This window comes from Herbidospora daliensis, from assembly GCF_001570585.1.
Classification (GTDB): Bacteria; Actinomycetota; Actinomycetes; order Streptosporangiales; family Streptosporangiaceae; genus Herbidospora; species Herbidospora daliensis.
The window spans coordinates 1,513,145-1,536,888 of the sequence record NZ_BBXF01000001.1; the positions used below are offsets into that span (position 1 = coordinate 1,513,145).

General features: G+C 70.8%; 20 protein-coding genes and 1 rRNA gene. 1 reads left to right on the forward strand and 20 read right to left on the reverse strand.

From position 1 onward, the window contains the following. Positions 1-6: 6 nt before the first annotated feature. From proB to AW274_RS06260, 19 genes are all read right to left on the reverse strand, one after another. Positions 7-1,116, reverse strand: coding sequence for a glutamate 5-kinase (gene proB, locus AW274_RS06170; protein ID WP_269750537.1), 1,110 nt, complete (start codon positions 1,114-1,116; stop codon positions 7-9). Between the two features lie 12 nt (positions 1,117-1,128). Next, positions 1,129-2,472, reverse strand: a complete 1,344-nt coding sequence (obgE, locus tag AW274_RS06175) for a GTPase ObgE (RefSeq protein ID WP_062430028.1) — start codon at positions 2,470-2,472, stop codon at positions 1,129-1,131. Positions 2,473-2,556: 84 nt separating this feature from the next. Continuing rightward, complete coding sequence (gene rpmA / locus AW274_RS06180) at positions 2,557-2,814, reverse strand: 50S ribosomal protein L27 (RefSeq protein WP_030454820.1); 258 nt, start codon at positions 2,812-2,814, stop codon at positions 2,557-2,559. A 6-nt stretch (positions 2,815-2,820) separates the two neighbouring features. Next, the gene (rplU, locus tag AW274_RS06185) at positions 2,821-3,135 is read right to left on the reverse strand and encodes a 50S ribosomal protein L21 (protein ID WP_030454821.1); all 315 of its coding nucleotides are present in this window, start codon (positions 3,133-3,135) and stop codon (positions 2,821-2,823) included. A gap of 172 nt (positions 3,136-3,307) precedes the next feature. After that, positions 3,308-6,172 (reverse strand): Rne/Rng family ribonuclease, encoded by a 2,865-nt coding sequence (locus AW274_RS06190; RefSeq protein ID WP_062430029.1) that lies wholly within the window; start codon positions 6,170-6,172, stop codon positions 3,308-3,310. Positions 6,173-6,278: 106 nt separating this feature from the next. Then, complete coding sequence (locus AW274_RS06195) at positions 6,279-6,998, reverse strand: TIGR03936 family radical SAM-associated protein (RefSeq protein ID WP_232319995.1); 720 nt, start codon at positions 6,996-6,998, stop codon at positions 6,279-6,281. Positions 6,999-7,118: 120 nt separating this feature from the next. Beyond that, on the reverse strand, positions 7,119-9,044 hold the full coding sequence (locus tag AW274_RS06200) for a TIGR03960 family B12-binding radical SAM protein (protein ID WP_062430031.1): 1,926 nt from the start codon (positions 9,042-9,044) through the stop codon (positions 7,119-7,121). A 19-nt stretch (positions 9,045-9,063) separates the two neighbouring features. After that, on the reverse strand, positions 9,064-9,948 hold the full coding sequence (locus AW274_RS06205; RefSeq protein ID WP_062430032.1) for a phosphotransferase family protein: 885 nt from the start codon (positions 9,946-9,948) through the stop codon (positions 9,064-9,066). After that, positions 9,945-11,360 carry an NsdA family TPR-like regulatory protein gene (locus AW274_RS06210; RefSeq protein WP_062430033.1) on the reverse strand — a complete coding sequence of 472 codons (1,416 nt, stop codon included), beginning with the start codon at positions 11,358-11,360 and terminating at the stop codon, positions 9,945-9,947. The genes AW274_RS06205 and AW274_RS06210 overlap by 4 nt, the downstream gene beginning before the upstream one ends. A 54-nt stretch (positions 11,361-11,414) precedes the next feature. Then, positions 11,415-11,666, reverse strand: a complete 252-nt coding sequence (locus tag AW274_RS06215) for a hypothetical protein (protein WP_062430034.1) — start codon at positions 11,664-11,666, stop codon at positions 11,415-11,417. A gap of 108 nt (positions 11,667-11,774) precedes the next feature. Then, the gene (rodA, locus tag AW274_RS06220) at positions 11,775-12,938 is read right to left on the reverse strand and encodes a rod shape-determining protein RodA (RefSeq protein ID WP_062430035.1); all 1,164 of its coding nucleotides are present in this window, start codon (positions 12,936-12,938) and stop codon (positions 11,775-11,777) included. Further along, a complete protein-coding gene (gene mrdA / locus AW274_RS06225; protein ID WP_198169070.1) occupies positions 12,938-14,974 on the reverse strand; it encodes a penicillin-binding protein 2 in 2,037 nt (678 codons plus the stop codon). Before mrdA ends, rodA begins: the two co-directional genes overlap by 1 nt. 5 nt (positions 14,975-14,979) lie before the next feature. Continuing rightward, positions 14,980-15,489: a rod shape-determining protein MreD gene (mreD, locus tag AW274_RS06230; protein ID WP_062430037.1), complete on the reverse strand. Its 510-nt coding sequence runs from the start codon at positions 15,487-15,489 to the stop codon at positions 14,980-14,982. Between the two features lie 5 nt (positions 15,490-15,494). Further along, the gene (gene mreC, locus AW274_RS06235) at positions 15,495-16,661 is read right to left on the reverse strand and encodes a rod shape-determining protein MreC (protein ID WP_063813082.1); all 1,167 of its coding nucleotides are present in this window, start codon (positions 16,659-16,661) and stop codon (positions 15,495-15,497) included. Positions 16,662-16,666: 5 nt separating this feature from the next. After that, positions 16,667-17,698 (reverse strand): rod shape-determining protein, encoded by a 1,032-nt coding sequence (locus AW274_RS06240; RefSeq protein WP_030454832.1) that lies wholly within the window; start codon positions 17,696-17,698, stop codon positions 16,667-16,669. 184 nt (positions 17,699-17,882) lie between these two features. Further along, positions 17,883-18,293, reverse strand: coding sequence for a nucleoside-diphosphate kinase (gene ndk, locus AW274_RS06245; protein ID WP_062335193.1), 411 nt, complete (start codon positions 18,291-18,293; stop codon positions 17,883-17,885). Between the two features lie 44 nt (positions 18,294-18,337). After that, positions 18,338-19,807 carry a hypothetical protein gene (locus AW274_RS06250; RefSeq protein WP_157519799.1) on the reverse strand — a complete coding sequence of 490 codons (1,470 nt, stop codon included), beginning with the start codon at positions 19,805-19,807 and terminating at the stop codon, positions 18,338-18,340. Positions 19,808-19,881: 74 nt separating this feature from the next. After that, positions 19,882-20,223, reverse strand: coding sequence for a DUF4233 domain-containing protein (locus tag AW274_RS06255; RefSeq protein WP_232319996.1), 342 nt, complete (start codon positions 20,221-20,223; stop codon positions 19,882-19,884). Then, positions 20,223-21,533: a bifunctional folylpolyglutamate synthase/dihydrofolate synthase gene (locus AW274_RS06260; RefSeq protein ID WP_232319997.1), complete on the reverse strand. Its 1,311-nt coding sequence runs from the start codon at positions 21,531-21,533 to the stop codon at positions 20,223-20,225. The genes AW274_RS06255 and AW274_RS06260 overlap by 1 nt, the downstream gene beginning before the upstream one ends. Before the next feature lie 36 nt (positions 21,534-21,569). On the opposite strand from AW274_RS06260, the gene AW274_RS06265 reads away from it, so the two are divergent. Further along, positions 21,570-22,700, forward strand: a complete 1,131-nt coding sequence (locus AW274_RS06265; protein ID WP_062430041.1) for a folylpolyglutamate synthase family protein — start codon at positions 21,570-21,572, stop codon at positions 22,698-22,700. Positions 22,701-23,634: 934 nt separating this feature from the next. Here the strand turns inward: AW274_RS06265 and rrf are convergent. Beyond that, positions 23,635-23,744 (reverse strand): 5S ribosomal RNA (gene rrf, locus AW274_RS06270); the annotation flags it as partial.

Here is a 23,744-nt window from a genome sequence, read left to right on the forward strand (position 1 = left end):
CCGCTCCTAGAGAATCACTATGTCGTCACGGTGGATCAGTTCGCGCTCGTATTCGGGCCCGAGGGCGCTGGCCAGCTCCCGGGTCGACCGGCCGAGCAGGTCGGGGATCTCGCCGGAGTCGAAGTTGACCAGCCCGCGCCCGACGAGTTCCCCCGTGGGCCCGCAGAGGTCGACCGGGTCTCCGGCGGAGAACTCGCCCTCGACCTTGAGAACACCGGCGGGCAGCAGCGACATCCGCCGTCCGGCCACCGCTTTCACGGCGCCCTCGTCGAGGTGGAGGCGGCCCCGGCCGGTGGCGGCGTGGGCGAGCCAGAGCAGGCGGGTGCCGGGGTGGCGGCCGCCCGGGTGGAACACGGTGCCGACGTCGTCTCCGGCGAGCGCGTGGGCGGCGTGGGCGGCGGCGGTGAGCACGACGGGCACCCCGGCGCCGGTCGCGATCTTGGCGGCCTGCACCTTGGTGATCATGCCACCGGTGCCGACCCGGCCGGAAGTGCCGAGCTCGACGCCTTCGAGGTCCTCCGGGCCGCGTACCTCGGTGATGCGGTTGGCTCCCCCGGGACGCCGGGGGTCGCCGTCGTAGAGGGCGTCGACGTCGGACAGCAGGACCATCGCGTCGGCGTGGGTCAGGTGGGCGACGAGGGCGGCGAGGCGGTCGTTGTCGCCGAACCGGATCTCGTCGGTGGCCACCGTGTCGTTCTCGTTGACGACCGGGACGATGCCCAGCTCCAGCAGCCGCGCCAGGGTGCGCTGGGCGTTGCGGTGGTGGGAACGCCGCATCATGTCGTCGGCGGTGAGCAGGACCTGGCCGACGCGCAGGCCGTAGCGCGCGAAGGAGCTGGTGTACCGGGCCACCAGCACGCCCTGGCCGACCGAGGCGGCGGCCTGCTGGGTGGCCAGGTCCTTCGGCCGGGCCTTCAGCCCCAGAGGGCCGAGCCCGGCCGCGATGGCGCCGGAGGAGACGAGCACGATCTGGGTCCCGGCCGCGCGGCGGGCCGCCAGCACGTCGACCAGCGCGTCGACGCGGTCGACGTCGATCATGCCCTGTGGGGTCGTCAGCGACGACGAGCCCACTTTGACGACGATCCGCCCGGCGGCGCCGATGCGCTCCCTGACCACGTTGGATTCCCCCTAGATGCGGTTGTCGCTGCCTCTGGGGCCGGCGACCCTGGCGCCCATGGTGGGCTGCCAGTCGAAGATGTAGCCGTTCTCCATCGAACCGATCACGACCTCGGCGCCGGGCTCGGCGCCCTCCTTGATGAGTGCCTCTTCGACGCCGAGCCGTTCGAGCCGGTCGGCGAGGTAGCCGACGGCCTCGTCGTTGGTGAAGTCGGTCTGCCGGATCCAGCGCTCCGGCTTCTCGCCGGTGACCTGGAAGGTGCGCTCGTTGACCCGCCGGACCGTGAAACCGGTCTCGCCGAGCTGCTTGGGCCGCAGGACCAGCCGGGTCGGCTTCTCGACGGGCTTCTCGGCCCGGTCGCGCTCGACCATCTCGGCCATGGCGTACGACAGCGGCCGCAGCCCCTCGTGGGTGGCCGCGGAGATCTCGAACACCCGCAGCCCGCGCTCCTCGAGGGAGGCCTTGACGAGGTCGGCCAGCTCGCGGCCGTCGGGGACGTCGACCTTGTTCAGCACGACCATCCGGGGCCGGTCCTGGAGGGACCCGTAGGCCTCCAGCTCGGCCTCGATGACCTCGAAGTCGGTCAGCGGGTCGCGGCCGGGCTCCAGCGTGGCGCAGTCGAGCACGTGCACGATCGTCGAGCAGCGCTCGACGTGGCGGAGGAACTCGTGCCCCAGGCCCTTGCCCTCCGACGCCCCCGGGATCAGCCCAGGCACGTCGGCCACGGTGTAGATGACCTCGCCCGCGGTGACCACGCCGAGGTTGGGGACGAGCGTCGTGAACGGGTAGTTGGCGATCTTGGGCCGGGCCGCCGACAGCGCCGCGATCAGCGACGACTTCCCGGCGTTCGGGAAGCCGACCAGCGCCACGTCGGCGACGGTCTTGAGCTCCAGGACGATGTCGCCCTCGTCGCCCGGCTCGCCCAGCAGCGCGAACCCGGGGGCCTTGCGCTTGGTGTTGGCCAGCGCGGCGTTGCCGAGCCCGCCGAAGCCGCCCTGCGCGGCGATGTACTGGGTGCCGACGCCGACCAGGTCGACCAGCACCTCACCGGTGCGGGCGTCCTTCACGACGGTCCCGTTGGGCACCGTCAGGACGATGTCCTCACCGGTGGCGCCGTCGCGGTTGGCGCCCATGCCCTGCTTGCCGTTGCCGGCCTTGCGGTGGGGGCGGTGGTGGTATTCCAGGAGCGTCGAGGTGTTCCCGTCGACCTCCAGGATCACGTTGCCGCCGCGTCCGCCGTTGCCGCCGTCAGGGCCGCCGAGCGGCTTGAACTTCTCCCGGTGGACGGACGCGCAGCCGTTACCACCGTCTCCCGCCTTGATGTGCAGGAGAACGTGGTCCACGAAATCCGCCACGGTGTTCCTCTCAAAGGTTGACCAAACACGACGAGGCGAGTCGGTGGTGACCGACCCGCCTCGTCCTTACCGGTGTGTGCGGATCTACTCCGCGACCGGGATGATGCTGACCGCGCGGCGACCGCGCTTACGGCCGAACTGCACGTGACCGGCCGACAGCGCGAACAGCGTGTCGTCGCCGCCACGGCCGACGTTGTCGCCCGGGTGGAAGTGCGTGCCGCGCTGGCGGACGATGATCTCGCCGGCGTTCACGAGCTGGCCACCGAAGCGCTTGACACCGAGCCGCTGAGCGTTCGAGTCACGGCCGTTCCTGGTGGACGAGGCGCCCTTCTTGTGTGCCATGATTCACTACTTCCCGGAGTCGATGCCGGTGACCTTCACCTGGGTGTACCGCTGGCGGTGACCCTGGCGCTTCTTGTAACCGGTCTTGTTCTTGTACTTGAGGATGCGGATCTTGGGGCCCTTGACCTCACCGAGAACTTCGGCGGTCACCGCAAAACGGGCCAGGGCGGCGGCGTCATGCGTGACATCGCCGTCGTTGACGACGAGGAGAGCCGGAAGCGTCAGCGAGGACCCAACCTCGCCCGCACCCGCGTCCACCTCGATGACGTCTCCGACGGAGACCTTCTGCTGCCTGCCGCCGCAACGAACGATCGCGTACACCGCGGAACCCTTCTTGTCTACTGGATGCTGCGCCCCGACATCCGATCGCTAACAGATGAACCGGCGAACCAGGAGGGGCGCGCGAAGCCAAGCGCGCCACCAGGGCGCGCCGGTTCTCTAGGGTACCGGGTTCCGGTCCCGAGGTCGAACCGAGCGGCCCGCCGGTGGTGAACTAATCCGCTGATCTTGACCGTCGGGACCTGCGCCGGGAGCGCGGCTGGTCGTCGACGGTGTCGGTCACCGAGTCGCGGGAGTCGTGAGCCGCGACGGCGTTGCCGCCGTTCTCGGACTTCTCCAGCTTCTCGGCCACGGCCTTCTCGATCGCCATCTTGCCCTGCGTGCCGCGCGGCTCGGGCTTACCGTCGACCGGCTCGGTCGAGATGATGACCCCGCGCCCGTGGCAGCAGTCGCACTGCGTCGAGAACGCCTCCAGCAGCCCCTGGCCGACCCGCTTGCGGGTCATCTGCACCAGACCCAGCGAGGTGACCTCGGCCACCTGGTGCTTGGTTCGGTCGCGCGCCAGGCATTCGAGCAGGCGGCGCAGCACCAGATCGCGGTTGCTCTCCAGCACCATGTCGATGAAGTCGATCACGATGATGCCGCCGACGTCGCGCAGCCGGAGCTGACGGACGATCTCCTCGGCGGCCTCCAGGTTGTTCCTGGTGACCGTCTCCTCCAGGTTGCCGCCCTGGCCGGTGAACTTGCCCGTGTTGACGTCGACGACGGTCATCGCCTCGGTCCGGTCGATCACCAGCGAGCCGCCCGAGGGCAGCCAGACCTTGCGCTCCATCGCCTTGGCGATCTGCTCGTCGACCCGGTAGGCGTGGAAGACGTCGACGTCCTCGTCCCACTTGGCGACGCGCTCGGCGAGGTGCGGGGCGACGTAGTCGACGTACTCCTCGACGGTCCGGGCGACCTCGTCGCCCTGGACCACCAGGTTGGTGAAGTCTTCGTTGAAGACGTCGCGGACCACGCGGATCGTCATGTCGGGCTCGGCCGACAGCAGCTCCGGCGGGCTCGCCGACTTGGCCTTCTTCTGGATGCTCTCCCACTGCGCCGCCAGGCGGGCGACGTCGCGGGCCAGCTCCTCCTCCGAGGCCCCCTCGGCGGCCGTGCGCACGATCACGCCCGCGTTCTCGGGCATGACCTTGCGCAGGATCTGCTTCAGGCGCGTGCGCTCCTTGTCGGGCAGCTTGCGCGAGATGCCGGTCATCGAGCCGTCGGGCACGTACACGAGATAACGGCCGGGGAGGCTGATCTGCGAGGTGAGCCGGGCGCCCTTGTGACCCATGGGGTCCTTGGTGACCTGCACCAGCACCGACTGGCCCGACTTCAGCGCGGCCTCGATGCGGCGCGGCTGGCCTTCGAGCCCGGCGGTGTCGAAGTTGACCTCACCGGCGTAGAGCACCGCGTTGCGGCCCTTGCCGACGTCGACGAACGCCGCCTCCATCGAGGGCAGCACGTTCTGGACCTTGCCCAGGTAGACGTTGCCCACGTAGGACTGGCTGGCCTCGCGGTCGACGTAGTGCTCGACCAGCACGCCGTCTTCGAGCACCGCGATCTGGGTGCGGCCGCCGTGGCGGCGCACGACCATGACGCGCTCGACCGACTCGCGGCGGGCCAGGAACTCCGACTCGGTGATGATCGGCGGACGGCGGCGGCCCAGCTCACGGCCCTCGCGGCGGCGCTGCTTCTTGGCCTCCAGGCGGGTGGAGCCGCGGAAGCCCTGCACCTCGTCGACCGAGGAGGTGGTGGTGCGGCCGGCGCGCGGCGCCCGGATGCGGACCACGGTGTTGGGCGGGTCGTCGGTGACGACCGCGTCGTCCTCGCCGCCCCGGCGGCGCCGGCGGCGACGGCGGCGCGAACCGGCCTCGCCCGACTCCCCGTCGTCGTCGGCGTCCTCGTCGGACTCCTCGGCGGCGGCCTGGGGCTCCTCCTCGGACTCCTGGCCCTCGCCGTCTTCACGGCCACGCCCCCGGCCACGGCCGCCACGGCGGCGCCGGCGGCGGCGCGAACCCTCGCCCGACTCGTCGTCGCCGTCGTCGTCGGACTCCTCCTCGGCCTCCTCGGCGGCGGCCGGCTCGGGTTCGGGCTGCGGCTGGACCGGCGGCTGGGGCGCGGGCTGCTGCGGCCGGGCCGGGATCGCGGCGGCGGCGTCGGGCGCCTGGAACAGCGGCTGGAAGACCGCCGCCGGGCGCTGGTAGGTGTACTGCTGCGGCTGCTGCTCGGCGGCGTGGAAGCCGAACGGGTCGGCCAGCCGCGACGGCGTGGCGCCCTCGTCGAGGTCTTCGAGGTCTTCGCCGGCCGGCTCGTCGTCGAGCGGCTCCTCGGTGGGCAGCGTGAACATCATCGCGGCCGCGACCTGGGCTTCCGCCGCGTTGAGCGCGCTGGATCGTTCCGTGGCGCCCTCTTCGTCCCTCTTGCGGGTGCGGCGCCGTCTGGTCGGCTTCTCGTCGTCCTCGGAGACCGCCTCCGGCGTCTCCTCGACCTTCTTCCGGTTACGGCTCCGCCGCACGGGCTTGACGGTCTCGGCGTCGGGCGCGACCTCGGCCTGGGCCTCCTCGACCGCGGCCGTCACCTCGGGCGCGGCCGACTCGACGACGACCTCGGCGGCGGGCTCCGGAGCGGGGGCCTCCTTGGCCGCGCGGCTGCGCGTGGCGCGCTTACGGGCCGGACGGCTCTCGGCCGCCTCGGCCTCGTTGGCGGGCGCCTCGGCGGGCACGTCGACGGGCGGGGCGGCCGTCTCGGCGGCCGGGGCCTCGTCGTCGGCGGGCCGGGTGCGGCGCCGGGTGCGCTTGGGCTTCTCGGCGGGCTCGCCGGAGTCGGCGGCCGCGCCGTTGGAGGCGGCCGGTTCGGCCGTGCTCAGGGCGGTCGCCACGGACGCCTGGATGGCGGGCGCCGGGGGGATCTCGTCGGGTTCCGGCGGCGGACCCGCCGGCCGGCTCGCCGACCGTCTGCGGGCAGGCTTCGCCGTTGTCACCGAAGACGTCGTATCTGCAGTTGTCGTATCGCCGACAGTGGGCTCGTTGTCGAGCATGCGGGCGCTCTCCCGTCAGCCCCCGGGCGCGTTTCCGCGCCGCGCGGGGGCTCTTCTCGTCTCTCGTGGTCCGCCCGGCCACCTTCCGGGGCCATGGCGGCAAGTCCTATTGGTCTCCACCAACCCGGTCGGCTTCGAGCGGGTCGGCGGGCTCACCGGTCGACGCGTCAAGGGGCCCCTGCGCCAGCCTGGTCACCGAAGGCGGTGACGGCGGCGCGAAGTCGGCCACGAGACGCAGACCCATGAGCACGTCGTCGGGTCGGACGGCCGGAGTTTCGTGCCGAACGACCATGCGAAGTATGACACACGACTGATTCGGCCCTCCCTCCCCGTGATCGTCCTGGTCAGCGGTCAGCGACACCAGCGATGCCACGGCCCCCCGGGCGTCGAAGTTCCGCATCCCCTTCTTGGTGAGGCGTTCGACCGCGACCTCTGCTGCGGTCATGAATTCCTTCACCGCACTCTCGGCCGCCGCCGGATCGGCTCCCGGCAGGCGCACCTCCCACAACGAGCCCTCCAGCCGGTCGGCCAGGCTCCCCGCGCGCGCTTCGACCACGTCGAGCACGTCGAGACCCGGCGGCAGCGAGGCGTCGAGGGCGGCGCGCAACTCCTGCGGACGGCAGGGGCGGGTCACCGCGATCTCGAGGTATTCGGCCTCGCTGGCCACCCCGGTGGGGGCGGCACCCGCGTAGGAGATCCTCGGGTGAGGGCTGAACCCCGCGCTGAAGGCCACCGGGATGTCAGCCCGCCGGACCGCCCTTTCGACGGCACGGGAGATGTCGCGGTGACTCGTGAAGCGCAGCCGCCCTCGTTTCGCGTAGCGCACGCGCAGACGCTGCGCCACCGGCGCGGGCGGGGGCCCATCGGGTGCGGGTTTCAGAGGTCCGTGTTCCTTCCAGTCTCGTTTCGTGGGCCTGGGGGAAGCCGCTCCCCCGGGCCGTCTTCCTCAGGATACGACCGTGAGCGGGAGCAACTTGCGGCCCGTGGGGCCGATCTGGATCTCCGTGCCCATGGTCGGGCAGACGCCGCAGTCGTAGCAGGGCGTCCAGCGGCAGTCTTCGACCTCGACGTCGTTGACGGCGTCCTGCCAGTCTTGCCAGAGCCATTCGCGGTCGAGGCCGGCGTCGAGGTGGTCCCACGGGAGCACCTCGTGCTCCTCGCGCTCCCGGACGGTGTACCAGTCGACGTCGACCGGCTCCCCGTCGAGCGCCTCGGCGGCGCAGGCCATCCACCGGTCGTACGAGAAGTGCTCGCTCCAGCCGTCGAAACGGCCGCCGTCTTCCCAGACCTTCTGGATGATCTTGCCGACGCGGCGGTCGCCCCGGGACAGCAGGCCCTCCACGATCGACGGTTTGCCGTCGTGGTAGCGCATGCCGATCGCCTTGCCGTACTGCTTGTCGTTGCGCAGGGTGTTGCGGAGTTCCCGCAGCCGCCGGTCGACCGTCTCGTGGTCGGCCTGCGCGGCCCACTGGAACGGGGTGTGCGGCTTGGGCACGAACCCGCCGATCGACACCGTGCAGCGCACGTCGCGCGACCCGGTCGCCTCGCGGCCGGCCTTGATGACCTTCCTCGCCAGGTCGGCGATGCCGAGGACGTCGACGTCCTCCTCGGTCGGCAGGCCGCACATGAAGTAGAGCTTCACCTGCCGCCACCCCTGACTGTAGGCCGTGGTGACGGTGCGGATCAGGTCTTCTTCGCTGACCATCTTGTTGATGACCTTGCGCATGCGCTCGGAGCCGCCTTCGGGGGCGAAGGTGAGCCCCGAGCGGCGCCCGTTGCGGGAGAACTCGTTGGCCAGGTCGATGTTGAACGCGTCGACCCGGGTCGACGGCAGCGAGAGCGAGACGTTGCTGCCCTCGTAGCGGTCGGCCAGGCCCTTGGCGACCTCGCCGATCTCCGAGTGGTCGGCGCTCGACAACGACAGCAGGCCGACCTCGCTGAAGCCGGACTCCCTGATGCCGTTGTCGACCATCGCGCCGATCGTGGTGATCGACCGTTCGCGCACCGGGCGGGTGATCATGCCCGCCTGGCAGAACCGGCAGCCGCGGGTGCAGCCCCGGAAGATCTCCACGCTGAACCGCTCGTGGACGGTCTCGGCCAGCGGGACCAGCGGCTTCTTCGGGTAGGGCCACTCGTCGAGGTCCATCACGGTGTGCTTGAACACCCGCGAGGGCACCCCCGAACGGTTGGGCACGACCCGCTTGATCCGCCCGTCGGGCAGGTATTCGACGTCGTAGAACCGCGGGACGTACACCCCGCCGGTCTCGGCCAGCCGCAGCAGCACGCCGTCGCGGCCGCCGGGCTCACCCTCGGCCTTCCACTCGCGGATCACCTCGGAGATCGCGATCGCGATCTGCTCGCCGTCGCCGAGCACGGCGGCGTCGATGAAGTCGGCGATCGGCTCCGGGTTGAACGCGGCGTGGCCGCCGGCCAGCACGATCGGGTCGTCAGGACCCCGATCGGCCGAGCTGAGCGGGATGCCGGCCAGGTCGAGCGCGGTCAGCATGTTGGTGTAGCCGAGCTCCGTCGAGAACGAGAGGCCCAGCACGTCGAACGCGCGCACCGGCCGGTGGGCGTCGACGGTGAACTGCGGGACGCCTTCGGCCCGCATCAGCCTCTCGAGGTCGGGCCAGACCGCGTAGGTCCGCTCGGCCAGGGTCTCGGGCAGCTCGTTGAGGATCTCGTAGAGGATCTGGACGCCCTGGTTGGGCAGGCCGACCTCGTAGGCGTCGGGATACATCAACGCCCAGCGAACCGTGGCCTCGTCCCAGTCCTTGACCGTCGAGTTGAGCTCACCCCCGACGTACTGGATCGGCTTCTGCACCTTCGGCAGCAGGGCTTCCAGGCGGGGAAACAGCGACTCGACAGACATGTGACCCAGGGTATAGGAGCTAGAAGGCGCGCCAGGTCCGGTTGTCGCCCGCCCGGAGCGAGGCCAGCCGGAAGCGCAGCACCCCGAGGGCGTCGCGATCGAGGTGGGCGTTCCTGAGCAGCGCCGTCAGGGTCTGGAGCTCCCGGGTGTCGCGGAGCACCGGATAACCGGCCCAGTGGCGGATGTCGTAGCCGTACGCCTCCACGAACCCGTCGCGCTGCGCCTCGGTGAGACCGAACCTGACCCCGGCCATGGTCGGCGCCAGGTCGATCTCGCGCGGCCCGGCGCTCACCGAGTCCCAATCGCACAGCAGGTGCCCCCCGGGTGTACGGAGCAGGTTCCCTCGGTGCGCGTCACCGTGGACCAGTCCGTACGGCAGGGAGAACTCCAGCCGCTCGTAGTAGGCGTCGGAGAGCGCCGAGCACCGTTCGGTCAGCCACTCGCGCTCTTCGGGATCGATCGCGCGGGCGTCCGCGATGGCCCGCCTGATGGTCCCGAACGGGTCGTAGGTCGGCAGGTCGAACGGCACCGGCGGCAGCGCGTGCAGCCGCCGGAGCAGCAGGCCGAGCGGGACGGGCCCGGGGGCCGGGCCGTCCTGCTCCTCGTAGTGCCAGAAGGTCACCAGGTAGCCGTCGACCGCGATCGGCTGGCGCACCTCGGCGGGCCGGGTGACCGGGAACCCCTGGACGGCCAGCCAGCGGGTGACCTTGATGGAGGTCACCAGGCGGTCGTACTTGCCGGGGGTGGTGGCGGTCGCCATGCGGACCACCAGGCCCTCTTCCGGCAGGTGGTAGACGACGCTGGCGAAGCTGCGCAGGAGCCGGGCTCCGGCGGAGTTCAGACCGGCCTCGCGGCAGGCCTCGATGAGCGCGGCCGGGGTTCCGGCGACGAGGGGAACGGTCACGGGGAGAGCCTCCGCTGGTCGGATGCCGCCAGGGTGTGGGTGAGGCCGACGGAGCAGAATCCCTCGATCTGGCGGGCCATCCGGTCGGACACCAGCGACCGGCTGGCCGCCAGGGTGGCGCCGAGGCTGTCGATGCGGCGGTCGGGGGGCAGTTCGAGCAGCGGGGCCACCGCCTGCTCGGCGCCCTCCTGGTCGTCCTCCATGACGTAGGCGATCGCCAGATGGGCGCGGGCCATGGCCTCGCACCCGTAGGAGCGGTTCTCCCGCTCGTCGGTGGAGTAGAGGGCGATCGACTCGGCCGCCTCGCGGATCGCCCGGGAGGAGTCGCCCAGGTGGAGATGGGTGACGGCGGCGTAGTAGTGCTGTTTGGCGGGCCGGAAGGCGAACTCACCGGCGATCTCGTCGTGGAGCTCGTCGCGGCCGCCCCGCGACCGTGCGTCCTCGGCGCGCAGCAGGGCCTCCCGCGCTTCGTCGGTACGGCCCAGCATCGCGGCCGACCGGGCCCGGAGCATGTAGAGCCGGGCCCCGCCCGACCCCGAGTTGAGGTGGGTGAGGGCGTCTCCGGCGTACCGGAAACTGTCTTCATAGCGCCGGTCCCACAGGGCCACCGACGCCTGCATCCCGCGTGACCACCCCATCAGGGACGTATGCCCCGCGATGCGGCCATACGTCCACGCCGCGCGGGCGAGGGTGTCGGCGGGCAGCCGGCGGCCCATGTCCATGCTGGCGTTGGCCATCAGGCCGCACAGGGCACCGGTGAGGAAGTAGAGGTCCTGGGCCTGGCCGGGATGGATGCGCCGGTCGAGGGCCTTGCGGGTCTGCTCCTGCAACACCCGCATCTCGACGAACAGCGGGAGCGGCGACTCCCACACGTAGCGCCGGCCAACCCAGACCACCTGCGTGCGTAACCGTTCGAGCGCGCCCGTGCCGAGCTCGCTGTTCTCGACCTCCTCGGCGTGCTCGCTGGCCTCGCGCGCGGCGTCCTCGACCGGGTCGGCGGCGCCGGCCGCGGCGTGCGCCCGGCGGGCCTCCTCGGGCGTGTAGTCGCGGGCGAAGCCGAGCTGGACCGGCCCGGTCTCGAACAGCCGGCACAGCAGGTCGGTGTACTCGCGGTCGGGGCGCGCCCCGGCCTCCCACTCCCGCCAGGAACGTTCGGACAGGCCGCGCCGTTTGATGCCGGCCCGGTCGCACATGCCGTGGAACCGCTCGATCGCCTCTTCGACGGTCCAGCCGTTAGCCAGGCGCATGCACTTCAGGCGCGAGGTCTGCGGGGAACCGGCGTGGATCTCCTCGGCGATCTGGTGGATGATCGCCGTGGAGGGCGGTTCCCCCAGCGCCGCGAGGGTGCGGTCACGGATCGCCGAGGCGAACTGGATCGCTGATCGGTCGGCGCCGCGGGCGGAGTACGTCATGCTCTCTCCAGGTCGGGACGGTTCCACGCTAGCGTCGCGATCGTCACGAAACGGTCACCGCGCAGCCTGCGAGCCGCTCTCACGGCCCGTCGGGAAAGGGCCCACCTCACCGCCGCTCCGGACCTGGGCCATGAACAACTGCCCGCACAGGCTGCCGGGGGTGTCGGCGAACCACACCATCGGCGGGTTGCCGGCCGCCGCGGCGGCCCATCGCCCGTTGCCGTAAACGATCCGGTAGTCGGGAAAAGCCTTGCGGAGCAGGTCCAACGCGCGCATTCGCTCACGCGCCTCGTCGTCCGGGGTCACGCTTCCTCCGTCTGCGGAGTCATCGCCTATTCAAGGTTCGTTCCCAGAGTGTTCGCCGAACGGTAGCGGCACCAGTGAGAGCCTGCCGCACCTTCATGCGGACCACTCTCAGGTACGCCGCCCGCTGTGGATGGCCTGCAGCATGCCCACGCTGATCATGTTGGCCAACGTGGCGGTGCCGCCGTAGGAGACGAACGGAAGAGGCAGTCCCGTGATCGGCATGATGCCGATCGTCATCCCGACGTTGATGAACGTCTGGAACGCGAACCAGCAGACGATCGCCGCCGCGACCAGCGCGCCGAACCGGTCGTCGCACTGCCGCGCGATCGTGATGCCCCGGACGAGCACCACGCCCAGCAGGGCGACCACCGTCATCGCGCCGAGGAAGCCGAACTCCTCGCCCGCGACGGTGAAGATGAAGTCGGTGTGCTGCTCGGGCACGAACCGGCCGGTGGTCTGCCCGCCCTCGAACAGCCCCTTGCCGTAGATCTCGCCCGAGCCGATCGCGATCAGCGACTGGGTCGCGTTGTAGCCGAAGCCGCGCGGGTCGCTGGCCGGGTTCATGAACGCGGTGAACCGGGCCACCTGGTAGGGCTGCAGCAGCCCCAGGAACCACACCATCAGCGCCGCCGCGACCGCCACGACCAGCACCAGCGCGATCCAACGTTTGCGGATGCCCGAGAAGACCAGCACGCTCGCGGTGATCACCGCCAGCACCATCGTGGTGCCGAGGTCGGGCTGGAGCATGACCAGCCCCATCGTCAGCCCCGCCGCCGCCAGGGCCAGCCCGACGTCGAGCGGCCGGGGCCGGTCGGTGCCCTCGGCGGCCTCCGACAACAACATCGCCAGCAGCAGGATCAGCGCCGGCTTGGCCAGCTCGGAGGGCTGCAGACCGAAGCCGCCGCCCAGCATGATCCACGAGTGGGAGCCGTTGACGGTCGACCCGACCGGGGTGATCACCAGCGCCAGCAGGGCGAGCCCGGCCGCGTAGGCGACGGGCGCGTAGGCCCGCAGCCGCCGGTGGTCGACCATCGAGACCAGGCCGCACAGGACCGCGCCCACGCACAGGATGAGCAGGTGCTTCTTCAGCATGCCGGTCGGCTCGATCGCCGTCCAGGTGCGGGTGGACGACCACACCAGCAGGGTGCTGATCGTGCACAACGCGGCCACGGCGACGAACAGCACGCCGTCCATGCGCCATACGGCGGCGTCGGTCCCGATGGCCCGGCTGGCCAGCGACCGCTTGCGGATGCGGGTGATCGGCGTGGACATCAGCGCTTCACCGTCCCGTCGGGGCCGATGACCGGCAGGCGTTCGGCCGGGTGGCCGGCGGGCAGCGCGGCCGGCTGCTTGTTCAGGCCGTAGATGCCCTCGTAGATCTGCCGCACGGCCGGGGCGGCGGCCGAACCGCCCATGCCGCCCTGGGAGACCATGACGACGACCACGAACCGCGGGTTCTTGGTGGGCGCGAACGAGGCGAACCAGGAGGTGTCCTGCTTGCCGTAGACCTCGGCCGTACCGGTCTTGCCGCCGATGCGGACCACGTCCATCGGGAAGCCGCCGAAGGCGCCCGCGGCCGTACCGTCGGAGGCGACCTCGCTCAGGGCGCCCCTGATGTAGTCGCGCGTCTTCTTGTCGATCGGCAGCTTGCCGATCACCGGCGAGTCGATCATCTTGGACGAGCTGCCGTCGGGCCGCATCAGCGCCCAGCCGATGCGCGGGCTGCGCAGCTTGCCGTCGCCGACCAGCGCCGCGTAGGCGTTGGCCAGCTGCAGCGGCGTGACCAGCACGTCGCCCTGGCCGATCGAGAAGTTGGCGGCGTCACCGGGACGCCACTGGAACCCCTCCAGGCAGTTCTCGTAGGCGAGCTGCTTGAGGAAGGCGGCGCGGGTGGCGTCCTTGACCTCGGGGTAGCCGGTCTTGGCCCGGTTGCAGTTGGTCTTGCGGGTGGCCGCCCACAACTCCTTCTTCCAGAAGCGGTCGGGGATGCGGCCCGGCGACTCGCCGACCAGGTCGACGCCGGTGAGCTTGCCGAAGCCGTAGGCGCGGGCCATCGCGGCCATCGGGTCCTTGGCGGTCGACTTGGGCTGCATGCCGCCGTCGCGCTGCCACATCTCGTAGGCCGCCCGGTAGAAGATCGTGTCGCACGACTTCACCAGCGCGGTGTGCAGGTTCATCGGCCCGAGGCCGATGCCCCGGAAGTTGTTGAACGCCCGCGCGCCGACCATGTAGGAGCCGGGGCAGTCGTAGGTGCCGTTGAGGGGGTAGCCGTCGGCGACCATCGCCGACACCGAGCTGACCTTGAACGTCGAACCGGGCGCGAAGGTGCCCTTGATCGCCCGGGAGACCAGCGGCTTGCCCGCCTTCTCCGACAGCAGGGTCTGGTATTCCTTCTCGGAGATGCCGCCCGTCCACACCCGGGGGTCGTAGGTGGGCACGCTGCCCATCGCGATCACCCGGCTGTTGCGCGCGTCGAGCACGACCCCGGCGGCGCCGTCGGCCTGCGGCGCCTTCTTCATCGCGTCGGCCAGCGCCTTCTCGACGATCGACTGGACGCGGGCGTCGATGCTGGTGATCAGGGTGTCGCCGGCCACCGGCGCGACCTGCTGCTCGACGCCGATCGCCTTGCCCATGCGGTCGACCTGGACCCGGCGCAGGCCGGGGGTGCCGCGCAGCTGGTGGTCGTAGACGGCTTCGAGGCCGTCGCGCCCCACCAGGTCGACGCCCGAGAAGCTGGTCTTGAGGCCCTGCCGCTTCTCCAGCTCCTCCTGCGTGACCGGCTGCAGGTAGCCGAGCACCTGCGACGCGTCCGACCCGCCCGGGAAGTCGCGGTGGGCCTGGACCTCGGCGGTCACCCCGGGGAACTCTTCCTGGCGCTCCAGGATGGTCAGCGCCTCGCGCTGGGTGACCCGGTCGTCGACCGGGATCGGCTGGTAGGGCGAGCCCGTCCAGCACGGACGGCTGACGCCCGGCCCGCACGACCGCAGCCGCTCCCGCAGTTTGTACACCGGGGTGGCGAGCACGGCCGAGAGCTTCTCCAGCACGTCCTGTCCGCCGCGCGGCATGCGTTCGAGCTGGGTGCGGTCGACCGACACCACGAGCCGGGTCAGGTTCCGCACCAGCGGACGCCCGGTCGAGTCGAGGATCTGGCCCCGCAGCGCCGGCACCATGACCGCGCGGGTGCGCGTCTCGGTCGCCTTCGCCACGTATTGCTGGCCGCGGACGACCTGCACCTGGTAGAGGCGCACGCCGAGGACCACGAGCAGGGCCAGCACGGTCAGGTGGAGGACCACGAAACGGGTCCGCATCCGGTTCACGCCCGCCTCCAGCCCGGCACCGCGGCCGCCGTCGCCTTCTCGGGCCGGGGCCCGAGCACCTTGAGCACCGCCCACACCACGACCGGCGCGGCCAGCAGGTTGACCAGCGCCGCCATGGGCCACACCGCCTCGAACGTGCGTAGATCGATTCCCGGATCACCCAGCAGACCGCTCACCGCCAGCGCGAACGCCGGCGCGCCGACCGCGCAGGCCGCGACGGTGAGCAGCGGCCACCGTTCGGCCCAGCGCCCGGCCGTGAAGCCGACCAGGCACAGGACCAGCGCGTGCTGGCCCAGGGCGTGGTCGGCGGGCGGCAGCAGATCGGCGCCCAGACCGGAGAAGAAGCCGATGGTCGCCCCGGCGACCGGCCCCCGGATCGCGCCCAGCGCGATCACCACGAGCAGCACGAAGTCGGGCACGACCGACACCGGCAGCCGGTTGACCACGGTCACCTGCAGCACGAGGGCGGTGAGCACGAGCAGCGTGGTGAGCAGGATCCGGGGCATTCAGATCACGCCGCCTCGTCGTCCGGTATGGACGTCTCGCCGCGGTTCTCCCGGTCGGTCGTCCGCGTGTCGGCCGGAGCGACGTTTTCGGGGTTCTCGGGCGCGGTGTTCTCGGGCGCGGTGTTCTCGGGCCGCGTGTTCCGGGGCGCCGTGTTCTCCGGGCCGGCGGGGGCCCGGTTCGCCGGACCCGTCTCCGGGTTCGTCACGCCGGGCCGCGCGATCTGCGGCGGCGCCTGCTGACCCGGCAGCGCCGAGGTCGCGGGCTTGGGTTTGGGCTTCGGCTTGGCCGCGGGTTTGGGCGCGGGCGGCAGGAGCGAGTCGCGCGGATCGCGCTTCGGCCCCTCGACCACCACGCCGACGACGTCGATCGAGCTCAGGTCGGCGAACGGCTTCGCGTAGGCGGTGCGGGTGAGCTCACCCGGCGTCGCCTCGACCTTCTCGATCACGCCGATCGGCACCCCGGCCACGTAGGGCACCCCCTGCTGCGAGCCGAAGCTGACCAGACGGGTGCCGGCCGCGATCGGCAGGGTCGAGTCGAGCAGCCGGAACATGATCCGGCGGCCCGAGTTGCCGTTGGCGCCCAGGCCGCTGATGACCCCGAGCTCGCCGCTGTTCTCGATCCGGGCCCCGGTGGACGAGGCCGGATCGCACAGCAGCACCACGGTCGCGGTCGACGTGGTCGCCCGCACCACCCGCCCGACCAGACCCTGCCCGTTGAGCACGGTCATGTCGGGCTTGATGCCGTCGGCGGTGCCGGCGTCGATCTCCACGGCGTCTTCGAAACCGGGCGAGGCGCGGCGGGCCACGACCTGCGCCGGCACGACCTTGTAACCGCCGAGGCCCGACAGGCCGAGCATGGCCTGCAGCTCGGCCGACCGGCGCTTGTCGATCCGCTGGGAGGACAGTTCGCCCTCCAGCTTGGAGTTCTGCGCCTTCAGATTGGTGATCTGCTCCCGCGACCCCTGCGCGCCGGCGAGTGCGCCGACGAAGCCGCCGATCGGCTCGGTGACCGTGGAGACCCCACGCTCGACCGCGCCGAACGCCGAGGTGACGATCGTGCGCAGCGGCCCGAACACGGGCGTGTTCTCGCTCCGGTGGTCCACCGTGATCAGGACCAGGGCCACGGCCAGCAGCAGGCCGAGGAACAGACGGGAGCGGCGGCTGTCTTTCATCGTTCTCAGTTCCTCGCCTCGGGCACGAGCACCTGCTGCAGGGCGTCGAAGTCCTCCACGCACCGGCCGGAGCCGAGCGCGACCGAGTCGAGCGCGTTGTCTACCAGGTGGACGGGCATGCCGGTTTCCTCGCGCAGCAGGGCGTCCATGCCCTTGAGCAGGCCGCCGCCGCCGGTCAGGGCGAGGCCGCGGTCCATGAGGTCGCCGGACAGTTCGGGCGGGCACTTGTCGAGGGTCGACTTCACCGCGTCGACGATCGAGCTGACCTGCTCGGCGATCGCCTCGCGGATCTCTCGCGCCGACACGACCACGGTCTTCGGCAGGCCGCTGACCAGGTCACGGCCGCGGATCTCGGCCTGTGGCTCCTCGGCCGACGCGCACGCCGAACCGATGGCGATCTTCACTTCCTCGGCGGTGCGCTCGCCCAGCATGAGCGAGTGCTCCTTCTTGGCGTACGTGATGATCGCCTGGTCGAGCTCGTCGCCGCCGACCCTGATCGACTGGCTGGTGACGATGCCGCCCATCGAGATGATCGCCACCTCGGTGGTGCCGCCGCCGATGTCGACGACCATGTTGCCGGTCGGCTCGTGGACGGGCAGGCCCGCCCCGATGGCCGCCGCCATGGGTTCCTCGACGATGTAGACGCGCCGGGCGCCGGCCTGGTAGCCGGCCTCCTTGACGGCGCGCTGCTCGACGCCGGTGATGCCGCTCGGCACCGCGACGATGATGCGTGGCTTGGCGAAGTGCCGCCGTTTGTGCACGCGCTGGATGAAGTATCGGAGCATGCGCTCCGTCACGTCGAAGTCGGCGATCACGCCGTCTTTGAGTGGTCGCACCGCGACGATGTTGCCTGGCGTACGGCCGATCATCCGTTTCGCCTCGATGCCGACCGCGACAATGCGGCCGGTCGAGGTGTTGATCGCCACGACGGACGGCTCGTTGAGCACGATGCCGCGCCCCCGCACGTAGACCAGGGTGTTGGCGGTGCCGAGATCGACCGCCATGTCGCGGCCCAGGAAAGCAAAGTGGCTGCCCATAGGGAAGGAGGCCTTCCTTCAGGTGGTTAGCGGGAGTAACGCATCGCACTCGAATCGTAACGGGTCGTACCCAACGCCGAGCACACCGACCCCACCCCAATTACATAAATCCGCTGGTCACGGGCTTTCAGGCGGCGAAAACGCAAGAAAGCCCCGGCGTGGCCGGGGCTTTCAGGAGGGTTCCTCAGAACCGGTCGGGGAAGAAAATCTTGATCTCCCGCGCGGCGGACTCGGGAGAGTCGGAGCCGTGGACGACGTTCTCGCCGATCTCCAGGGCGTGGTCGCCGCGGATGGTGCCGGGGGCCGACTTCACCGGGTCGGTCAGCCCGGCCAGGCCGCGGAAGGCCTCGATGGCGCGCGGGCCCTCGACGACCAGGGCGACCAGCGGGGCGGAGGTGATGAAGTCGACCAGCTCGCCGAAGAACGGCCGCTCGGAGTGCTCCGCGTAGTGGGTCTTCGCGGTGTCGGCGTCGAGCTGACGCAGCTCCATGGCCGCGATGGTCAGGCCCTTGCGCTCGATGCGGGCGATGACGTCGCCGATGAGGCCGCGGCGGACACCGTCCGGCTTGATGAGGACGAGCGTGCGCTCGGACACGGGATCACTCCTTTGTGAAGGCTTCGTGGGAATCCGAGGGAAGCTTACCGGTCGGATTCGTCACCCTCGGCAAGCACTTCGGGCGACGGCGTCGGCGCCGGAACGATCACCTTGGGCTCCTCGGCGGCGGCCACCCGGTTGCCCCGGCGGGCCGACAGCGCCGACAACCCGAGCACCAGCACCACGCCGAACCCGCCGACCAGCGCCCACACGTGGAGCGCCTCGACGAACCCGTCGACCATGCCCTGGTAGGTCGCCATGCCCGACGGCGCGGCCGACCGGAGCCAGGTCACCTGGATGCCCGTACCGAGCAGGAATCCGGCCAGCATGGCCGGGAAGAGCAGGGTGAGCCCGAACAGCGCCGCCACGGGCCCGGCCAGCCGCAGCGCGCTCACCAGCGCCACCGCCGCACCGGCGGCGACCAGGGTGAACGGCACCGCGAGCAGCAGCCCCTCGACCGTCGGCACCAGCAGCCTGATCGCGCACAGGCCCACGACCAGCACGACCAGCCCGGCCCCGACGAGCTTGGCGCTCTTCTCCTCGGCCGCCCGCCCGGCGACCACGGCGGCCCCGAGGGCGCCGAGCACCGCGACCACGAGCGGCCAGGTCATCGCGTCGAGCCCGGGGCCGCCGAGCCACGGCATCTCGACATAGGTCACCTGGGCGGCCGTCGGCAGCACGACCAGCCCGACGGCCACGCACGTGAAGCCGAGGGTGCGCGCCCCCGCGGTGGCCGCCGAGACGGCCAGCCCGAGCATCGCCACGAGCGCCAGCCCGGCCACCGCGACCACCAGCCCCGAGGGCCAGTCGTAGGTGGTGCCGACCGCGAGCACCGCGATCCCGGCCGAGGGGACCGCCGCCATCAGCAGCCGGGAACGTTCCGCCGACCCGGGCGGCGTGGAGATCAGCAGCCGGTCGGTGGCCGCCGCCGTGGTCTCCCACGCCAGCCGCCACAACACCAGGTAGACGGCCGCCAGGGTGAGCGCCACCCCCGTCAGCAGCGGGAACGGCTGGAGCGTGACAGCCCACGAGCGCACGTTGTCGATCGGCCAGAGCGCCAGCGCCTGGGCGGTGACCAGCGAGACGGCCAGCATCCCCGCCCACAGGGCGAGCAGCCCGCGCCGGGCCCGCCGCTCCCCCGCCGCGACCAGCGTCGCCGGGATCAGCAGCCCGGCCCCGACGCCGTGGACCACCCGCAGCACGCCCACCAGCATCGGCCCGTCGGCATAACCCCCGCCGGCGTCGGCGGCGGCCAGCATCGCCAGCCCCAGGACGAGCACCGGCGCCGCCTTGAACCGCCGCACCGCGACCGCCGCCAGCGGCACCGTCAGGAGCATCACCGGCAGCGCCAGGCCGTGGGCCCGCATCATGTCGATCTGGGAGACGCCCGGCGGCAGCAGCGCCGCCACCTGCGAGATCGTGTTAGGGATCGACACGATCGCCAGCGGCAGGGCCACGGCGATCAGCATGCCGACGACGGCGTCGGTGACGATCGGCCGCCTGGCCAGACGCACGACGTCTACGGCGAGCGCCCGGACCCGCTGGGGCACGGCTGGCTGAAATGGGGGGACGGCCATGGCGACCGACTTTAGCGCTTCGTCGCCCCTTCGACACGGCGAGCGACGAGAATCGCGGTCACCCACAGCGCCCCGAAGATCACCCCGAGGAAGAACATGGTCGGCACCATGAATCCCGAGGCGATCGCGAGCACCTGGACGACGCTGCCCAGGACGTACCCGACCGGCTTCTTGAGCAGCCCGGCGGCGAGGATGCACAGGACGGCGAGCCCGCAGCCGACCCCGACGGCGATCGGCGGGTCGACCTTGCCGATCATGATCGCGACGGGGGTCATCAGCGCGACGACGATCGCCTCCATGCCGAGCACCGAGGCGCCCAGCCGCCGCATTCCGGGCGTGACTTCGAAGTTCATCATTCGGCCTTCAACAGGATTCGGGCGTCACCTGCGGTCACCACCGAGCCGGTGATGAGCACCCCCGAACCATACTCGTCGCCCTCGTCGGCCAGCCCGACGGCCACGTCGATCGCGTCGTCGAGCCGGGGCGACTCGTGCACCCGATCGGGCCCGAACACGCCCCTGGCCCGGTCGGCGAGGTCGTCGACCTCCATGGAGCGCGGCGAGGAGTTCCGGGTGACCACGATCTCCTCGACGACGGGCTCCAGGAGCTCCAGCATCGTCTCGACGTCCTTGTCGGCCATGACGGCCAGCACCGCGATCAACCGGGTGAAGCCGAACGACTCCCCGATCGCGTCGACCGTCGCCTCCATGCCCCCCGGGTTGTGGGAGGCGTCGACCAGCACCGTCGGCCCGCGCCGCACGACCTCCAGCCGTCCCGGGCTGGTGACCTGGCCGAACGCCTGCCTGATCAGCTCCTCGCCGAGCGGCTCGGCCGCCGTCGAGAGCGCCTCGACGGCCGCCAGCGCGGTCGCCGCGTTGCCGGCCTGGTGACCGCCGTAGAGCGGCAGCAGCACCTCTTCATAGGTGGCGTTCAACCCGCGCAGATGCAGCAGCTGACCACCCATCGCGAGCTCACGCCCGAGCACCCCGAACTCGATGCCCTCTCGCGCCACCGTCGCCCCGACCTCGACGGCCCGCCGCACGATCACCTCGGCCGCCGGCAGCTGCTGCTGCGCGAGGATCACGGTCGAGCCGGGCTTGATGATCCCGGCCTTCTCCCCGGCGATCGTCTCGACGTCGGACCCGAGATACTCGGTGTGGTCGAGCGAAACGGGCGTGATCACCGCGACGAGCCCGTCGGCGACGTTGGTGGCGTCCCAGGTGCCCCCCATGCCCGTCTCGATCACGGCGACGTCGACAGGCGCGTCGGCGAAGGCCGCGAACGCCATCGCGGTGAGCACCTCGAAGAAGCTCAGCCGCCCGAACTTCTCGTCGACGATGCCGAAGTAGGGCTCCAGCTCCTCGTAGACCTCGACGAACCGCTCCTCGGAGATCGGCTCCCCGTCGATCGAGATCCGGTCGCGCATGCTGGCGAACTCGGGCGAGGTGTACCGCCCCACCCGCAGGTTCCGCTCCCTGAGCAGCGCCTCGACCATCCGCGCCGTACTCGACTTCCCGTTGGTGCCGGCGATGTGAATGATCGGGTACGCCGCCTGCGGATTCCCCAGCAGATCGACGAGCCCCGCCATCCGGTCGAGCGTCGGATCGATGTCCCATTCGACACCGCGGGCACGGATCGCGGCCTCAACTGCGTGGATCGTCACCAGCCCAGCTTAGGCCCGTTCAATAAGCTGTCGGGAATGAGCTCCGACGAGGCCTTCTTTGCAGAATGGACCGCCCGCACCCCCGGTTCCCGCCGCGACCTGCCCCGCGCCCGCCGCCTGGCCGAGACGGTCGGCGCGACGGCCTCAGCGCCGGTACTGACCGTCGTGGGCAGCAAGGGCAAAGGCACCACCGCGACCTACGCCTCGGCCCACCTGGCCGCGACCGGCGCCCGCGTGGTCACCGTGACCAGCCCCGGCCTGCGCGGCAACCGCGACCGCATCCGCGTCGACGGCGTCTCGATCTCCGATGAGGACCTGGCCGCCCTGGGCGCCCGCCTGACGGCCGTCTCCCTGCCGCCCTCCGACGGCTACCTCTCTCCTGCGGGCCTGTTCACCCTCGCGGGTGTCCTGCACGCCCAGGACGTGGCGGCCGACTACCTCGTGCTGGAAGCCGGCATGGGCGGCGCCTCGGACGAGGTGTCGCTGTTCCCCGCCGAGGTCGTGGCCATCACCGAGATCTTCGCCGAACACGTCGGCATCCTCGGAGACACCGTGGCCGAGATCGCCAGAGAGAAGGCCGGCGTCATCGGCCCGGACACGAAATGGGCCGTGACCCTCCCCCAGACCCCAGAGGTCCGCGCCGAGCTGAGGGCCCGGGCAGGAGACCGCCTCCACGAGATCACCCCCGAAGCCACCCCGTGGACCACAAACGCCCTCCTGGGCCAATCCGCCGCCGCCCACCTGACAGGCAAAGAACCAACCCCCGTCTCGGTACGCCTCCCGGCCCGCTTCTCCCACCACGACATCAGGAGAACACGCCTGATCATCGACTCGCCCATCACCGGTGCGGGCGTGCGCATGTCAGTGAACCGAGCCCTAGCGGAATGGTCCGCCATCGACCGCATCCTGCTGTGCCTCCCAGACCACAAGGACCTGGACGGCGCGGTCGAGGCCCTCAAGGGCCTGCCCGTGACCTTCGTGCGCCTTCCGGAGACGCACCTGAACTTCAACCGCCCCCTACCAGCAGACTGGGACGTGACCACCATCGACAAGGTGGACGCCCACTACATCGAAGCGCTCGGAGAAAAGGTCCTGGCCCTCGGTACGGTCTATTTCACCGGCCACCTGCTGGACAACCTCGACATCCCAACCAACCGCCTGTTCTGACGTTCCGGCCTCAGCTGACCCGTGCTGAGCCTTACCCCAGAAACGACAAAGGCCCGGCCACTGCGGCCGAGCGCGATAAAAAGCCAGACCACAACCGGCCAGGCCTAACTACATGCCCGCGCAACCACCCGGGCGAGCCCCGAACACCAGCCCGAAAACAACGAAAGCCCGGCCATGCCAGCCGGGCTCATCCCACAACACTCGCAACGGCGAAGGCCGGCCGCAAAGCTGGGCAAACAACGCTCACGCGGAAGCGCCACCACCGGCGCAGGCTCGCGGGACAGCCCGGAAAACGTAAGTCCGGCCACAGTAGCCGACCGCCCCCGCGGAACCATCACCAGCACGGTCCCGAGAACGCCACCCGGGGAACGGCGAAAGCCCGGCCGCAGTAGCCAGGCTGAATCCACACCAGTGAAATAGCGAAAGCCCGACCGCATGGCCGGGCCAAGAACACCACCGCGTGGAACCCTGCGCTACACCCGCGCAAGCCCGCGAACACGATCCAGGAACGACAAAAGCCCGACCGCAGACCACCCGCGGTGAATACCCTCCTGCGGAACCCGACGCCCTCGCCCACGCAGGCCCGCAGAACAGCTCGAAGCAACGAAGACCGGCCGCAGTAGCCGGGCTCATTCCACTACCCCGAAATGAAAGAAGGCCCGGCCGTAGTAGCCGGGCTGAATCCACACCAGTGAAATTAGCGAAAGCCTGACCGCAGGGCCGGGCCAAGGACACCACCGCGTGGACCCCGCGCTACCACCGCGCAGGACCGCAAACACTACCTGTGAAATGGCGAAAGCCCGGCCGCACCCGGCCGGGGCTTATCCACCTGCGGAAACGACGGAAGCCCGGCCAATACTGGTCGGGCTCAATAAACAACTGTGAAACGTCGAAGGCCCCAACCTAGTCGGTTGGGGCCTTCGGTATAAAGATTGTCCGGCGGTGTCCTACTCTCCCACACCGTCCCCGGTGCAGTACCATCGGCGCTGGAGGGCTTAACTTCCGGGTTCGGAATGTAACCGGGTGTTTCCCCTCCGCCATAAC

Bases quoted from the DNA above. Each gene is read 5' to 3' on its own strand.
- AW274_RS06210 (WP_062430033.1), bottom strand. From the start codon at position 11,360: ATGACGTACTCCGCCCGCGGCGCCGACCGATCAGCGATCCAGTTCGCC.
- AW274_RS06240 (WP_030454832.1), bottom strand. From the start codon at position 17,698: ATGGGCAGCCACTTTGCTTTCCTGGGCCGCGACATGGCGGTCGATCTC.
- mrdA (WP_198169070.1), bottom strand. From the start codon at position 14,974: ATGCGGACCCGTTTCGTGGTCCTCCACCTGACCGTGCTGGCCCTGCTC.
- AW274_RS06265 (WP_062430041.1), top strand. From the start codon at position 21,570: ATGAGCTCCGACGAGGCCTTCTTTGCAGAATGGACCGCCCGCACCCCC.
- AW274_RS06190 (WP_062430029.1), bottom strand. From the start codon at position 6,172: ATGCTCGACAACGAGCCCACTGTCGGCGATACGACAACTGCAGATACG.
- mreC (WP_063813082.1), bottom strand. From the start codon at position 16,661: ATGAAAGACAGCCGCCGCTCCCGTCTGTTCCTCGGCCTGCTGCTGGCC.
- mreD (WP_062430037.1), bottom strand. From the start codon at position 15,489: ATGCCCCGGATCCTGCTCACCACGCTGCTCGTGCTCACCGCCCTCGTG.
- rpmA (WP_030454820.1), bottom strand. From the start codon at position 2,814: ATGGCACACAAGAAGGGCGCCTCGTCCACCAGGAACGGCCGTGACTCG.
- rodA (WP_062430035.1), bottom strand. From the start codon at position 12,938: ATGTCCACGCCGATCACCCGCATCCGCAAGCGGTCGCTGGCCAGCCGG.
- AW274_RS06255 (WP_232319996.1), bottom strand. From the start codon at position 20,223: ATGAACTTCGAAGTCACGCCCGGAATGCGGCGGCTGGGCGCCTCGGTG.
- AW274_RS06200 (WP_062430031.1), bottom strand. From the start codon at position 9,044: ATGTCTGTCGAGTCGCTGTTTCCCCGCCTGGAAGCCCTGCTGCCGAAG.